The sequence below is a fragment of the Profundibacter amoris genome (assembly GCF_003544895.1).
In the GTDB taxonomy this organism is placed as follows: Bacteria; Pseudomonadota; Alphaproteobacteria; order Rhodobacterales; family Rhodobacteraceae; genus Profundibacter; species Profundibacter amoris.
Genome location: NZ_CP032125.1, coordinates 1,449,618 through 1,464,735, shown reverse-complemented (window position 1 = coordinate 1,464,735; position 15,118 = coordinate 1,449,618). Strand labels below are relative to the sequence as shown.

15 protein-coding genes are annotated in these 15,118 nt (G+C 57.2%); 12 read left to right on the top strand and 3 right to left on the bottom strand.

All coding sequences use genetic code 11. The annotated features are described in order from the left end of the window. Window positions 1–7 precede the first annotated feature (7 nt). From BAR1_RS07300 to BAR1_RS07280, 5 genes are all read left to right on the top strand, one after another. Window positions 8–1,645: a phosphoethanolamine transferase gene (locus BAR1_RS07300; protein ID WP_118942409.1), complete on the top strand. Its 1,638-nt coding sequence runs from the start codon at window positions 8–10 to the stop codon at window positions 1,643–1,645. 3 nt (window positions 1,646–1,648) lie between these two features. Further along, a complete protein-coding gene (locus tag BAR1_RS07295; protein WP_118942408.1) occupies window positions 1,649–2,038 on the top strand; it encodes a diacylglycerol kinase in 390 nt (129 codons plus the stop codon). Window positions 2,039–2,051: 13 nt separating this feature from the next. Then, the gene (locus tag BAR1_RS07290) at window positions 2,052–2,747 is read left to right on the top strand and encodes a phosphatidylserine decarboxylase (protein WP_118942407.1); all 696 of its coding nucleotides are present in this window, start codon (window positions 2,052–2,054) and stop codon (window positions 2,745–2,747) included. Continuing rightward, window positions 2,744–3,481 carry a CDP-alcohol phosphatidyltransferase family protein gene (locus BAR1_RS07285; RefSeq protein WP_118942406.1) on the top strand — a complete coding sequence of 246 codons (738 nt, stop codon included), beginning with the start codon at window positions 2,744–2,746 and terminating at the stop codon, window positions 3,479–3,481. The genes BAR1_RS07290 and BAR1_RS07285 overlap by 4 nt, the downstream gene beginning before the upstream one ends. 91 nt (window positions 3,482–3,572) lie before the next feature. After that, on the top strand, window positions 3,573–4,745 hold the full coding sequence (locus BAR1_RS07280; RefSeq protein WP_118942405.1) for a pyridoxal phosphate-dependent aminotransferase: 1,173 nt from the start codon (window positions 3,573–3,575) through the stop codon (window positions 4,743–4,745). Window positions 4,746–4,872: 127 nt separating this feature from the next. Here the strand turns inward: BAR1_RS07280 and BAR1_RS07275 are convergent, their stop codons facing one another. After that, a complete protein-coding gene (locus tag BAR1_RS07275; RefSeq protein WP_162891695.1) occupies window positions 4,873–5,325 on the bottom strand; it encodes a hypothetical protein in 453 nt (150 codons plus the stop codon). 212 nt (window positions 5,326–5,537) lie between these two features. Between BAR1_RS07275 and BAR1_RS07270 the strand changes: the two genes are divergently transcribed. Beyond that, window positions 5,538–6,365 carry an isocitrate lyase/PEP mutase family protein gene (locus BAR1_RS07270; RefSeq protein WP_118942403.1) on the top strand — a complete coding sequence of 276 codons (828 nt, stop codon included), beginning with the start codon at window positions 5,538–5,540 and terminating at the stop codon, window positions 6,363–6,365. On the opposite strand, the gene BAR1_RS07265 is transcribed toward BAR1_RS07270, so the two are convergent. Continuing rightward, window positions 6,358–6,993 carry a class I SAM-dependent methyltransferase gene (locus tag BAR1_RS07265; protein ID WP_118944388.1) on the bottom strand — a complete coding sequence of 212 codons (636 nt, stop codon included), beginning with the start codon at window positions 6,991–6,993 and terminating at the stop codon, window positions 6,358–6,360. The two genes, BAR1_RS07270 and BAR1_RS07265, sit on opposite strands and share 8 nt — an antisense overlap. A gap of 370 nt (window positions 6,994–7,363) precedes the next feature. On the opposite strand from BAR1_RS07265, the gene BAR1_RS07260 reads away from it, so the two are divergent. The 6 genes from BAR1_RS07260 to BAR1_RS07235 all read left to right on the top strand — a co-directional run bounded on the left by BAR1_RS07260 (window position 7,364) and on the right by BAR1_RS07235 (window position 13,220). After that, a complete protein-coding gene (locus BAR1_RS07260) occupies window positions 7,364–7,936 on the top strand; it encodes a hypothetical protein (protein ID WP_162891694.1) in 573 nt (190 codons plus the stop codon). Between the two features lie 40 nt (window positions 7,937–7,976). Then, entirely contained in the window at window positions 7,977–9,359 is a 1,383-nt protein-coding gene (locus BAR1_RS07255) for a pyridoxal phosphate-dependent decarboxylase family protein (protein WP_118942401.1), read from the top strand. A 9-nt stretch (window positions 9,360–9,368) separates the two neighbouring features. Continuing rightward, the gene (locus tag BAR1_RS07250; RefSeq protein WP_118942400.1) at window positions 9,369–10,217 is read left to right on the top strand and encodes a TPM domain-containing protein; all 849 of its coding nucleotides are present in this window, start codon (window positions 9,369–9,371) and stop codon (window positions 10,215–10,217) included. A 192-nt stretch (window positions 10,218–10,409) separates the two neighbouring features. Further along, window positions 10,410–11,942 (top strand): trimethylamine methyltransferase family protein, encoded by a 1,533-nt coding sequence (locus BAR1_RS07245; protein WP_118942399.1) that lies wholly within the window; start codon window positions 10,410–10,412, stop codon window positions 11,940–11,942. 76 nt (window positions 11,943–12,018) lie between these two features. Then, window positions 12,019–12,399 carry a hypothetical protein gene (locus BAR1_RS07240; RefSeq protein ID WP_118942398.1) on the top strand — a complete coding sequence of 127 codons (381 nt, stop codon included), beginning with the start codon at window positions 12,019–12,021 and terminating at the stop codon, window positions 12,397–12,399. A gap of 65 nt (window positions 12,400–12,464) precedes the next feature. Then, window positions 12,465–13,220: an SDR family NAD(P)-dependent oxidoreductase gene (locus tag BAR1_RS07235; RefSeq protein ID WP_118942397.1), complete on the top strand. Its 756-nt coding sequence runs from the start codon at window positions 12,465–12,467 to the stop codon at window positions 13,218–13,220. A 57-nt stretch (window positions 13,221–13,277) separates the two neighbouring features. On the opposite strand, the gene BAR1_RS07230 is transcribed toward BAR1_RS07235, so the two are convergent. Beyond that, window positions 13,278–15,092: an ABC-F family ATP-binding cassette domain-containing protein gene (locus tag BAR1_RS07230; protein WP_118942396.1), complete on the bottom strand. Its 1,815-nt coding sequence runs from the start codon at window positions 15,090–15,092 to the stop codon at window positions 13,278–13,280. Window positions 15,093–15,118 lie beyond the last annotated feature (26 nt).

Sequence of the window (15,118 nt, the reverse complement as noted above, 5' to 3'; positions counted from 1 at the left end):
CCCAAATATGAAAATCGAAAATCAAGCTGATCAACGCGGTATCTCCCCCGTTCTTCTGAGCATCATCGTTGCCGCCTTTATCATGGCTGCCTACAACAACACCTTCTGGGGCAAGGCCCAGCGGATATTCGAGGGCAACACGCTGCATGTCGCCCTGTTCGGGCTGGCGGTTTTCGGACTGGTTCTGTTCATCATCGCGCTGTTTTCGGGCAAGTGGCTGCAAAAGCCGTTCCTGATCCTGCTGCTGATGACCGGCGGCGTGTCGTCCTATTATATGGACACGATGGGGGTGATGATTGACCGCGATATGATCCAGAACGTCATGACCACCACGATGCAAGAGGGCAAACATCTGATCACCTTTGGCTTTGTCAGCCATGTGGTGATTTATGCGATCATTCCGTCGCTGTTTGTGCTGCTGGTCAAGGTCAAGCGGCCACCATTTGTAAAAGCCCTTATCAGAAATGTTATTCTGGCCGTATTTGCCTTTGTTCTATTCGCAGGGTTGTTGATGGCAAACTATAAAACTTTCTCTAGTGCCATTCGCAACAACAAGGATCTGATGGGCAGCTTCCAGCCCGGCGCGCCACTGACCAGCACAATACGCTATGCCAATATGATGCTGAACACGCGTGATATCGTGTTGCAACCCCGCGGCGAGGACGCCGTTAAAGGCCCGCTGATCATGACTGCACAAAAGCCCGTCCTGACCGTGATCATGGTGGGCGAAACCGCACGCGCCCAAAATTTCGGACTGCTTGGGTATGAGCGCAACACCACCCCTGAACTGGAATCCATCCGTGACCGCATCACCGTGTTTCAGGATGTAAGCAGCTGCGGAACGGCAACGGCCACCTCACTACCCTGCATGTTCTCGCGCTTTGGTCGCAGTGACTATTCATATGAAAACGGCCTGGCGAACGAAAATCTGCTGGATGTCCTGACCCATGCAGGTGTGAATGTAGAATGGTACGACAACAACACAGGCGACAAGGGGATAGCCAAGCGAATTGGGGTCAACACTTCACTGACTTATTTGAAAGACCCTGTTTATTGCGCGGTAGGTGAATGCAACGACGGTATTTTTATGGATGTGTTGAAAGAAAAAGCCGCAACCATCACCCAAGACACTGTATTGGTCTTTCATATGATCGGCAGCCATGGCCCAGCTTACTACTTGCGCTATCCCAAGGAATACGAGCGTTTCACCCCGACGTGTGACAAATCCGAATTGAAGGATTGCAGCCAGGACGAGATTATCAACACCTACGACAATACCATCGCCTATACCGACCATATTCTGGCCGAAACCATCAAGTTCCTGCAGACACAGGACAATGTGATCCCGGCAATGTTCTATATGTCCGATCACGGGGAATCCCTGGGTGAAAACGGAATTTACCTGCATGGCACCCCTTATTTCATGGCACCCGACACCCAAACCCGTGTGCCGATGATCTTGTGGTTTTCGCAGGCCTATAACAATGCTTTCGGGCTTGATCCGGCCTGTATGGACACCCGCGCCAAACAGCCGGCAACCCATGAAAACATGTTCCACACGATCCTTGGTATGATGGATATCAACACCAGCGAACGCAATCCCGATCTGGATGTTGTATCCGCCTGTCGGACAGCGGCGGAGTAACCCATGACCAAACAGAATGAAAAGCCCGAACGCACCACAGGCATCAAACATGTTTTCGCGGCCACAACCTATTCAATCGGCGGTCTGAAATGCCTGTGGAAAGAGGCCGCGTTCCGGCAAGAGGTGCTGCTTTATCTGATCGTGATGGCGGTCTTCGCCCTTATTGGCGCAAATGGCGCGCAATACCTGGTCGCCACCGGCCTTGCCCTGTTGCTGGTCGCCATCGAAGCCCTAAACACAGCCATCGAGGCCGTGGTCGATCATTTATCGCCAGACTGGAGCGAATTTGCCCGCGACGCCAAAGACCTTGGATCACTCGCGGTCATGTGTTTGTTGATTGCAAACGGGCTGTTTCTGGCTTACGTGCTGTGGCAACATCTGATCCTTGCCTAGATAACGGAAAACCATGTCAAACCCGCTGAAAATTGTCGCCGTCCCGATGCACCCCGAAGGGGTCAAATTTGTTGCCATCTTTGCCGCGATATCGGTTGGCCTTGGCCTGTTGTGGGAGCCGCTGTTCTGGGTCGGCATGGTGATGACCGTCTGGTGCTATTATTTCTTTCGCAACCCCGTGCGTTCGGTGCCACAAAAAGAGGGGCTGATCTTGTCGCCTGCCGATGGTGTGGTCAGCCTGATTTCCACCGTCGCTCCGCCCGAGGATATGGGGCTGGGACCCGAGGAACGCGTGCGCGTTTCGGTGTTTATGAATGTGTTCAACTGCCATGTGAACCGCGCGCCGATGGCCGGTGAATTCACCAATATCACCTACCACAAAGGCAAATTCGTCAATGCGTCGCTGGACAAGGCAAGCGAACATAACGAACGCAATTCGCTGACCATCACCAATGATGACGGCATATCCATCGGCGTGATCCAGATCGCCGGCCTTGTGGCGCGGCGCATCGTCTGTTTCGTCAAGGTCGGAGACAAGATCGAGGCGGGCCACCGCTTTGGCCTGATCCGTTTTGGCAGCCGTCTGGATGTGTTCCTGCCCGTCGGTGTGCAGCCCAAAATCGTGCTGGGGCAAAATGCCGTGGCCGGTGAAACCGTGCTGGCCGATCTGGCAGATCCCACCCCGAACTACGAGGGTGTGCGGATATGAATGTCCCCGAGGTCAAGAAAGTTCCGTTCCGGCGGTTCATTCCGAACTTTGTAACGATCTTTGGCCTGATCGCCGGACTGACAGCCATTCGTTATGGCATTGCAGAACGCTTTAATGCCGCGCTGTTTTTGCTGCTGCTGGCGATGCTTCTGGATGCGGTCGATGGAAAATTGGCGCGTATGCTGGATTCAACCAGCCAGTTCGGGGCGGAACTGGACACATTGGCCGATTTCTTCAATTTCGGCGTCGCCCCTACAATTATCCTGTATCTGATGTTCTTTGCCGAAACCGCATATGCCAATATTGGCTGGCTGGCACTGATCATCTATACCATTGCCTGCATGATGCGGCTGGCGCGGTTCAACGTTGCCCTGCTGGAAGATGATGACGAACCGGTCGATCACCGTTTCTTTGTCGGCGTGCCCGCGCCTGCACTGGCCTGTCTGGGCTTCCTGCCTGCATTCCTGCTGTTGATGGGCTGGAACGGTGTCACGGACCACCCTGTTCTGGTCGCGCTTTATATCATCTTCGCCGGCGGTCTGGCGGTCAGCCGGATCCCGACCTATTCCGTAAAAAAGATGACCATCCCGCAGGAAAAACAGTTCATCCTGTTTGCCGGTGTGGTGCTGTTCCTGATCGTGCTGACGGTGTTCCCGTGGCATGTGCTGGCGTTGGTCGATCTGGCCTATCTTGCGTCCCTGCCCTTTTCCTATCGGGCCGCAAAACGCGCGTAGGGCGGGGTTCACCCCGCCACGAAAATTCCCCGTTTGACAAACACCCCATTCCTGTGGTCGCGTGGCGCAAACGAACACAGGCCGAGTCACCATGCAATTATCAAACCGCATCACCACCCTTTTGGGCGACGGCCATGACGGCTGGGGCCTGTATCTGAAATCCCGCGAGATGATAGATGCGGGCATACCTGTCATCGAACTGACCATCGGCGAACATGACATCCGCACCCACCCCGACATCCTGAACGCGATGCACAAATCGGCGCTTGGCGGCCACACCGGATACGCCGCCGTTCCCGGTGTAACGGCCCTGCGGCAGGCCGTGGCCGCCCGCGTGCAGGATCGCACCGGCGTGCCCACCACCATCGACAATGTGCTGATCACGCCCGGCGGACAATCGGCCCTGTTTTCCAGTCATCACGCGGTATGTGATGAGGGCGACACCGCCCTGTTCATCGACCCCTACTACGCCACCTACCCCGCCACCCTGCGCGCGGTCGGCGCCATCGCCACACCCGTTGCCGCCCATGCGCGGGACAATTTCGAGCCACAGGCCGAAGCGATTGCAAAACATGCCAAGGGGGCCAAATCCCTGTTGATCAACACCCCGAACAACCCCACCGGCGTGGTCTATTCCCGCGCCACGCTAAAGGGCATCGCCGATGTTTGCCGCGAAAACGACCTGTGGCTGATCTCGGACGAGGTGTACGACACGCAAATCTGGCAAGGTGAACACCTAAGCCCGCGCGCCCTGCCCGATATGGCACAGCGCACGCTGGTGGTTGGCTCGATGTCCAAAAGCCACGCGATGACCGGCAGCCGGATCGGCTGGATCGTAGCGCCCGAGGAGGCCATTGAACACCTGTCCAATCTGGCCACCCACACAACCTATGGCGTGCCGGGCTACATTCAGGACGCCGCCCTGTTTGCCTTGGAACAAGGTCCCCCGCTGGAAGCCGAAATCGCCGCCCCCTTTGCACGGCGGCGCGAAATCGCCATGCGGGTGCTGGACGGGCAGAACGTGGTCAAACACCTGCCTGCCATGGGCGCGATGTATCTGATGCTGGACGTGCACGCCACGGGGATGAGCGGCGAGGAATTTGGCCATGCCCTGCTGGATAACGAACATATCGCGGTGATGCCGGGTAACAGTTTCGGCCAATCGGCAGCAGGCCACATCCGTGTGGCGATGACGGTTGAAGATGGTGTGTTCGGGCAGGCGCTGGAACGGCTGGTGGGGTTTGCTAAGGGGTTGGCGGGGTAATCAGCCCGGCGCGTAAATTTGCTTGCGATCGACAGCTTATCTGTCTTGATCTTAATGTAATTTTACAAGTAGACATAAAGGTATCTGCTGCATTGGACAGATATTCGCTTTTTTGCCCGCAATCGCGTTATGCCCCCCCAATAGAGCCAAGTATAATCAAACCCAACCGAACACCGGCGTTAGCCAGCAAAATATGCACCAGACTTCGCATTCCAAACATGATTGTTATGGCGGTTGCAGCACCATGTGCGGTTGCAATCAGAATACTGAATAAACCGGCGTCAAAATACATCCCCGTTTCATAATCTGTTGTAACACCGACCGGAATTTCCGGCCCCCAGACAGCCAGCCCGATAGCGATTGCAAATACGGAAACAACGCCAATTAACGGCGCAATCAAATAGGTAAACGGAGCCAGTGCCACTTTGAGTGTTTTGCGGTTCAGCGTCTTCTGGCTGGCTTTGTCAATTTGCGGCTGCATGGATATCGGGCCGGCATTGACACGTTTCAGCCGTTCCCGAAATTCGTTCTTCTGAATATTTGACATATACGTTCCTGAATACCACCCGTCATAGAACACAACTATATATCTAAAGTTGCCTCATGCAAACCCTATCCATGAATGCGCGACCCGCGCATTTCTTGTCGCTGATGGCGCAGCATATGTGCTCGTCCGCGATGTTGACCTCAGTCAGACGGATCATTTGCATCATGGCCTCGCTCCCCTTGTTCCGGCGCGATTATACAGTAAGCTGGTCAAATTCGCCCTGTCCCAGATCAATGAGGCCTGCCATGACTAGTTTTCGCGATTTGCATCAACCCGGTAACCCTTTCATCCTTGCCAATGCCTGGGACGTTGGCAGCGCCAAAATGTTGGCAGGGTTGGGCGCCCAAGCGATTGCGACATCCTCTGCCGCGCATGCCTTTACACTGGGGCGCCCCGATCTGGGCCATGTGACGCGGGACGAGGCCTTGGCCCATGCGCAAGAGCTGATCTCCGCTGTGGACGTGCCGGTGTCTGGCGACTTTGAAAACGGCTTTGGCGATGATCCCGAGACCTGCGCCGAAACCGTGCGGCTGGCGGGGGAAATCGGGCTGGCGGGGATTTCGATCGAGGATATGGCGCTGCCCGCCGCCACCCCCTATGATTTCGATCTGGCGGTGGAGCGCATCCAGGCCGCCGCCGCGGCCGCCCGCGCCCTGCCAAATGATTTCGTGCTGGTGGCCCGCGCTGACGGGGTGATGCACGGCGCCTATGACATTGACGAGGCCCTGCGCCGGCTCCAAGCCTATGAGCAGGTCGGGGCCGATTGTCTCTATGTGCCGATGACCGCCAGTTTTGACGATCTGGCGCGGGTTTGCGCGGCAACCAAACTGCCGGTGAACGGATTGGCTGCCGGCCCCTATGCCAGGGTTTCGCGCGCGAAATTTGCCAAGATCGGTGTGGCGCGGATATCGCTGGGTGCCGCGCTGGCGCAGGTGACACACAGGGTAATATTCGATGCCGCCAAAGCGATGTTCGAGCAGGGGGATTTCACCCCCCTGACCCATTCGATTTCCGGTAATGTGGTGGACGATCTGCTGTCTGCCCTGCCCCGGGGCAGCAACGGGATCAGTTGACCCGCGGCCCGTCACCCTGTTTTTCCATCCGCAGGAATGTGAACATCCCCAGCGGCGGCAGCTTGCTTTTGTCCTGCACGACCAATTCGTCCTCACCCAGAATACGATGGATCGAGAAATCCGAATGCCAGCCGATTTTGTTGGCAAAGGGTGCCATCACCTTTTCCACCCGCGCCAAGGCGCCTTTTTCACGGGCAAAGTGATTGACGATCAGCACCTGACCACCCGGCTTGCAGACCCGCGCCATTTCAGCGATCACCTGTTCGGGGTCGGGCACCACCGACACCAGATACATCGCCACGACCGTATCGAAATGATTGTCCGGCAGATCCATCGCGCGGGCGTCCATTTCGTGAATACCTTCCACGTGGGTCATACTGCGTTTGCTGACTTTCTTGCGGGCCTTGGCCAGCATATGGCTGGAAACATCGATGCCGGTGACCTGCAAATGTGGCTTGTAATGCTTCAGCGACAGGCCGGTGCCCACGCCCACTTCCAGCACTTTACCCTGCCGGCTATTGATATACTGGATCGCCCTTTTGCGCCCTACGGTTGTAATTGCGCCAAATGTTTTATCATAAACCGGCGCCCATACCTTGTACGAGCTTTTGACTGCATCAATATCCAATTTTCCACCCTTCACTGGTTTACCCACCTTGTTTTCCAAGGGGAATAACGACGGTTTATGTTTTATTTGCGACATGGCTGCAAGGGGAAAACCGGACAAAACTTGATGCCTTGTGTAAAGAGGGTAAAAACGGCGATCTCTTGCCATATTCGGCAAACCCGCCCGGAAGTCTACATAGTTTCCGGCTAAATCTGCCAAATAGCGTAGAAAATCCCCAACAGCATTGCTATAGCCTTTTGCAATGAAACCGATATTTCAAATATTCCTGCTGGCATTTTCAATCCTTTTCACAGGATACCCACCCGATTCCGGCGAATTACATGCAGATAGCCCGACCGCCACAGGCCTTGTAGTGCAAGATAACGCCGGCATGTTGCCAGCGGACACAGTTCAGGCCTTGCGGGCAATACAGTCAGATCACCCCACCCCGCCGATCTGGATTGCAACCGCAAATAAAACACAAATATCCACCAACCCGCGCGGATTTACATTCTACGCGCTAGACGTTTTCCGCGACCTCGGCCTGCCTGCAATCCCTGACAGTATACTGCTGGTCTATGACGCTGATACTCCGCAGTTCAGGGTGGTTTTCGGCAATGCCTACACACCGGAACGCCAGCACCGGATCAGAAAGGCCATAAAATTGGCCGCCCTTCCCCTGCTGCGCAAATTCGATGCAAAGAACGCCCATATCTACGCGTTAAAGGCCCTGATGAAGGCGTTACCCGAAAATCAGGCCGATAAATCAATAACCAAGCTCCCCCCCGCAGACCGGACAACCGAAACGACCACCCCGCTTTACTATACCTGGGGGGCCGGGGCGCTGATCATGTTGATCCTGGGGGGAGGTTTCATCTGGAGCTATCGTAAATCCACCGCTTCACGCCGTGCGCGGGCGGCGCGGATATCGGCCTATAAACGGCGGTGGTGGAACAAGTCATAAGGGCTTGCCAAACCCGCGCCCGCATGGCCCTATCGCAGCCATGAATCATGATGAATTAAACCACTGGTCCAAACGCGCAGCCGACTGGGCGCGGGACTATCACAAATCCCTGCGCGAACAACCCGTGCGCCCGCAACTGACCCCCGGCGATGTAGCCGCCAAACTTCCCGCACAGGCGCCCGAGCAGGCCGAGCCGATGGAACGGATATTTGCCGATTTTGAATCCATCGTCCCCGGCGCGACCACCCACTGGCAGCACCCGCGGTTCTTTGCCTATTTCCCCGCCAATGCCTCGCCGGCCTCGATGCTGGCGGAACAGCTGGCCAACGCGATTGCGGGGCAAGCGATGCTGTGGCAAACCGCACCGGCCGCCAATGAAATCGAAGCGGTGATGATCAACTGGCTGCGCGATGCCATGGGCCTGCCGGACAGCTTTACCGGCACCATCCACGACAGCGCCACCACCGCCACCCTGTCCGCCATTCTGACCATGCGCGAACGGGCGCTGGACTGGCAAGGCAACACAGCCGGTCTGTCCGCCCTGCCCCGTCTGCGCCTCTATGCCTCGGGCGAAACCCATTCCAGCATCGACAAGGGCGCGCGGATTGCCGGTATCGGGCAGGACAATCTGGTGAAAATCCCCACCACCGACAATTTCGCGATGGATACGGATGCGCTGGACGCCGCCATCCACGCCGATCTGGACGCGGGCTTCCTGCCTGCCGGAGTGATCGCCTGCACCGGCGGCACCTCGATCGGGGCCTGTGACGATATCCGCGCCACGATTGCCGTGGCCAAAGCGCATAACCTCTATACCCATGTGGATGCCGCCTGGGCCGGTTCCGCCATGATCTGCCCCGAATTCCGCCCCCTGTGGGACGGGGTTGAAGGCGCTGACAGCGTGGTTTTCAACCCGCATAAATGGCTGGGCGCACAGTTTGACTGCGCCGTGCAGTTCCTGCGCGATCCTGCACCGCAAATCAACACGCTGGGCCTGCGGCCGGAGTATCTGAACACGCTGGGGCAGGATGAAATCACCAATTACAACGAATGGACCGTGCCGCTGGGCCGGCGTTTCCGCGCGCTGAAACTGTGGTTCACCCTGCGCGCCTATGGGCTGGAGGGGTTGCGCAGCCGCATCCGAAACCACATCAACTGGTCACAGGAGTGCCTTGAAATTATTGGGAAATTGACGGGGTTCGAAATTACCAGCCCGCGGTCCTTTTCGCTGTTCACCTTCCGCTTTAAGAACAGTGACACCGAAACCGAAGCCCTTTTGTCCCGCATCAATGATGACGGCCGCATCTACCTGACCCAGACCCGCCACAAGGGGCAATTCGTGATCCGCGTGCAGGTCGGCCAGTTTGACTGCACCCGTGAAGATGTGATGATGATCCCCACAGTATTAAAGGACCTGACCTAGGAGGCCCGAATGGCCCGTATTTTAGCATTTCTATACATTTTATTACCAACATTCACATATGCCCAAAACTATCCGTATTTTGACTCGGTCTATGTGAACGATTACGCCAATATCATTGACGAGCAGACCGAAAAGCGTCTGACGGATCAATTGACGGCATTGCGCCAAGACCATGATGTCGAGGCCACCGTGCTGACCATCGGCAGCCGTAAAACCTATGGCGACAGCCCCAGTCTGGAATATTTCGCCACAGGATTGTTCAACGAATGGGGCATTGGCAATTCTGAACGCAATGACGGCATTCTGATCCTTGTGATCCGTGATGATCGCGAAATGCGGGTGGAACTGGGCAGCGGCTATGGCAGCGGGTTTAACCGCGCGGCAAAAGAAACCATCGAGAATTATTTCCTGCCCTCGTTTCGTAATGACAAATACGCCCAGGGGATCGAACGCGGCACCACTGAAATCATCCGCCGCATTGCCCTGCCCTTTGCCCAGGGGCGACCGGAACCGGCGGACTCCGAAGTTTCTGCAAAATCCACAGGACGCATTGCCATTTTCACCGCGATGATCGGCTTTGTGCTGTTTGCCATACGACGCAAGATTGGCGATCTGCTAATCAGGTTTCGAAAATGCCCCAATTGCGGCAGAAACGGATTGCGCCGCAAACGCGAAACCCTGTTTTCCGCAACCAGCACGACATCGGGCCAAGGCAAAAGCACCACAACCTGCGACTATTGCGATTATTACAAAACCGACACCTATATTATCCCGCGCCGCTCCTCGTCCTCGACGTCTTCCAGTGGCGGCTTTGGCGGTGGTTCATCATCAGGGGGTGGCGCTTCGGGGCGCTGGTAGCCTGAAAGCGACAAAGTGGCGCAAATAGACAAGACAGCGGTGCTTTGCCCTTCAAAACTGGGGGGATGAACAGGATGCGCTGGAAAATAACACTGGTTACACGGGTCATAGGGGCGCGCCGTGGGCGGGCGGCGCGGGGGCGTCCCTGAAGGGCTTTCACCCTAAATTCATTCACAACCAGAAAGCCCGGATATGACCAGCAAACCAACCCGCCGAACCGGTGGTCGCGCTGCCCGCGTTGCCAGCCGTACCGCCCCGCTTGAGCAGAACATGCGCCCCGTGCGTCCCGGTATGGAAGGCGGGCATTATACCCCCCTTTCCCCGTCCGAGGTGGAACGCATCCACCTTGCCGCGCTGGATGCGCTGGAACAGATCGGACTGGCCGACGCCCCGCAAAGCGGCATTGATGTGATGGTGGGCGCAGGTGCGATCCTTGGCGATGATGGGCGCTTGCGGTTTCCGCGCGCTTTGGTCGAGGACATGCTGGCCAAAGCCGCCAAAACCATCACCCTGTGCGGCCGTGATCCAAAGCATGATATGCAGATCGGCGGGAACAATGTTTATTATGGCACGGCCGGGGCGGCCGTTCATATGGTTGACGTTCTAAGCCATGATTACCGCGACAGCACCGTGCAGGATTTGCACGATGCCGCCCGCATTGCCGATGTTCTGGACAACATCCATTTCGTGCAGCGCCCGATGGTGGCTCGCGATATTGTCGACAATTGCGAAATGGATCTGAACACCGTTTACGCCACGGTCACGGGAACCACAAAACACGTCGGCACCTCGTTTTTCGAACCGGGTTTCGTGGCCGACGGGGTTAAGTTGTTGCACATGATAGCGGGCGGCGAGGCCGCGTGGCGTGCGCGGCCTTTCGTGTCGATTTCCAGTTGTTTCGTTGTGCCGCCAATGCGGTTTGCAACCGATGCCTGTCTGGTGATGGAACGCTGTATCGAGGCCGGATTTCCGGTATTACTGTTGTCCGCAGGTCAGGCCGGCGCCACCGCGCCCGCGTCTTTGGCCGGTGCGGTGATGCAAGCCGTGGCCGAATGTCTGGCCGGTGTGGTTTATGTCAACGCCATTTCCCCCGGCTATCCGGCGATCTTTGGCACTTGGCCGTTTGTGTCGGATCTGCGCACCGGCGCGATGTCGGGTGGGTCGGGTGAGCAGGCGTTGCTGACCGCCGCATGTGCGCAGATGCACCATTTCTATGGCCTGCCCGGCGCTGCCCCGGCGGGCATTGCTGACGCCAAACTGCCCGACATGCAGGCCGGATGGGAGCAAGGAATATCCAACGTCATGGCGGGCCTTTCCGGCCTGAATATGGTTTACGAGGCCGCAGGTATGCACGCCTCTTTGCTGGGCTTTTGCCACGAGAGCCTGATCCTCGGGGATGACCTGATCGGACAGGCCCTGCGCTGTTTGCGCGGAATCGAGGTTAGCGAGGACACGCTGGCACTGGACGCCATGCGATCGGTTTGCATTGGCGGGCCGCAGCATTATCTGGGGCATGAACAGACGCTATCGCTGATGCAGACTGAATATCTGTATCCCGCCCTTGCCAGCCGCGCTTCGCCCAAGGAATGGGAGGAACAGGGCCGTCCCGAGTTGATCCCCGCCGCGATCCGCCGCAAACAGGAAATTTTGGCGCAACCCAGCCGGGCAATGCTGGATCCCGTGCTGGACGCCCAAATCAGGGCGCGGTTCAATATCCACCTCTAATTCCATACGGAGGCGTATTGTATTGCGTGCATCGCTCTGCTATCCATACGTCACCGTATGGAATCAGGAGAACGGTATGAATAAATGGATTGCAGCGGCCTCGGCCCTGATGTTTGTCACCTTGATTGCCCATGTTTTTGGTGGCGGTCCGGAAGTAATAGATGTGGTTACGGCCACTGGTTTGCCAGACACCGTGCGTGCCTTGTCCAGCGTGGTCTGGCACGGGATTACGCTGATGCTGGCAACGTCGGCGATTGCGCTTGCCTATCTAGCAACCCACCACAATCCGGCATTAGAGGTATTTATTGCTGTCTGGCAGATTGGCCTTGCGGCTCTGTTTATGGGTTACGGGCTGATCCAGTTGGGTAGCCTGTGGCCAATGCCCCAATGGACGGTTTTTCTATTGATGCCCCTGATAACCTTTGTTGGCAGCCGCAATCGCCAAGCGACCACATAGTTTTACTAGACATACGGCTTTGGCCTCGGTTATCTGAACGCACGTTCATTTAACCGGAGGCCCCCATGCAGATCGACCAGACAGCAGCCATCATCACCGGCGGGGCCTCGGGCCTTGGTGAAGCGACCGCACGCAGCTTGCGAAGTGCAGGTGCCCAAGTGGTGATCTTGGACCGTGACGCCGAACGTGGCGCGGCTGTGGCCGGTGAAATCGGCGCGGGTTTTGCCGAGGTGAATGTGACGGACGAGGACAGTGTGGCGGCAGGCATCAAGACCGCCGTGGCGCATATGGGCAAGGTCAACGCCTGTGTGAATTGTGCGGGCATCGCCAGCGGCGAGAAAACCATGGGCCGTGACGGGCCGCACCGGCTGGACAGCTTCAAGCGCACGATCGACATCAATCTGGTGGGCACCTTCAATGTGCTGCGACTGGCGGCTGCGGAAATGTCGAACAATGAAACGGATGCGGACGGCGCGCGCGGTGTGATCGTCAACACCGCATCTATTGCGGCCTTTGACGGGCAGATGGGCCAAGCATCCTATGCCGCGTCCAAAGCAGGCATCGCGGGGCTGTCGCTGCCGGTGGCCCGCGATCTGGCCCGAAACGGCATCCGCGTGATGGCGATTGCCCCGGGGATATTCCTGACGCCGATGCTGGAGGGGCTGGGGCCGGAAATCATCGACGGGCTGGCTGTGGATGTGACCTTTCCAAAGCGGTTGGGCAAGCCTGCGGAATATGCTTCGCTGGTAAAATTCATCATTGAAAACGACTATCTGAACGGCGAAGTGATCCGCATCGACGGGGCGCTGAGGATGCGTTAGAAGCCTTGGCGGGGGGCTTTGTCGCAGGTCCCGGATCAAGTCCGGGACAGGGGTGGGCTATTCCTGCCCTGCCGCCTTTTCCTCAAGCATCATCCATTCTTCCTCGGCCGCATCCAGCATCGCCTGACGTTCCACCAACGCATCGGTGCCCTTCTGGAATTTCACCGGTTCCTTAGTGAACATATCGGGGTCCGACAGGAAATCGGCCAGTTTGTTGATCTCGGCCTCCAGCCGTTCGATCACCGCTGGCAATTCCTCCAGCCGGTGCTGTTCGACAAAGGACAATCCGGTTTCGGCGGGCTTTTCCGCCGGTTTGGTTCTGGATTGCTTTTTCTTCTTGTCCGGCTTGCCATCGCCAGCCATTGCCCCGCGCTGTGATTGGTAATCCGACCAGCCACCGGCATAAACTGTGGCCTTACCGTCGCCCTCCATCGCGATGGTGGTGCGCACCACGCGGTCCAGAAAATCGCGATCGTGGCTGACTAGTAAAACCGTGCCTTTATAATCGGTTAGCAGTTCCTGCAACAGATCAAGCGTTTCCACATCCAGATCGTTGGTGGGTTCATCCAGCACCAGCAGATTGCTTTCCCGCGCCATGATTTTCGCCAGCAGCAACCGCGCCTTTTCCCCACCCGAAAGCGAACGAACCGGGGCGCGCATCTGGGCCTCGTCAAACAGGAAATCCTTCAAGTATCCGACCACATGGCGCGGATTGCCCCGCACCATCACCTGATCGGCCTTGCCCGAAACGCGCAGGTCCATATCACCGGTCATGGATTCCCACAGGCTGACATCAGGGTCCAGTTGCGCGCGGTTCTGGTCAAACAGGGCGATGTCCAGATTGGTGCCAAGCGACACCGTGCCGCTATCCGGTTCAAGGCGGCCAATCAGCATGTTCAGCAGCGTGGTTTTGCCCACCCCGTTGGGACCAACAAAACCGATGCAATCACCGCGCTGGATTTTCAGGGAGAAATTGGAAACGATTGTTTTTCCGTCATATTTCTTGGAAATATCAATCGCCTCGATCACCTTTTTGCCGGATTTCTGCCCCGCCTCAAGCACCATTTCCGCTGTGCCTTGGCGTTTGATCTGGGCCGACCGAGTTGCGCGCAATTCCTGCAAGGCGCGCACGCGGCCCTGATTGCGTTTGCGCCGCGCCGAAATACCCTCAACCGCCCAACGGGCCTCGGCCTTGATCTTGCGGTTCAGCTTGTGACGGGCGTCGTCCTCTTCTTCCCACATCTTGTCGCGCCAGGCTTCGAATTCGGCGAAACCCTTTTCTTGGCGGCGCACCATTCCCCTGTCAATCCAAAGGGTTGCGCGGGTTAATGCATTCAAAAATGCGCGGTCATGCGAGATCAGAACATAAGCGGTTCGGGTGGTTTTCAGATAATCCTCAAGCCAGCCAATGGCCTGAATATCCAGATGGTTTGTCGGCTCGTCCAGCAGCATCAATTCGGGTGCCTCGGCCAGCAGTTTGGCCAAAGCCGCGCGACGTCGCTCGCCGCCCGAGGCGGTGGAAACAGCACCGGCAGGATCGAACTTCAGCCCCTCGGCCACCCGTTCGACCAGATAATCCTCGCCTTCCATCAACCCGCTGGAGGCATAGTCGCCAAGCGTGGTAAACCCTGCAAAATCAGGGTCTTGCTCCATATAGCCGACCTTGACACCGGGCGATGTGACCACCGCGCCGCTGTCGGCTTCGACCAGACCGGCCATCACCTTCATCAGGGTGGATTTGCCCGAGCCATTGCGCCCGACCAGCGCCACGCGGTCCCCGGGTTGCACGACCAGCGACAGGCCGGAAAACACCGGATCCCCGCCAAAGGTTAACGATATATCTGTCAGTTGTAATAAAGGTGCTCTTGCCATGTGGGTTGGCTATGCGGTGGGCATAA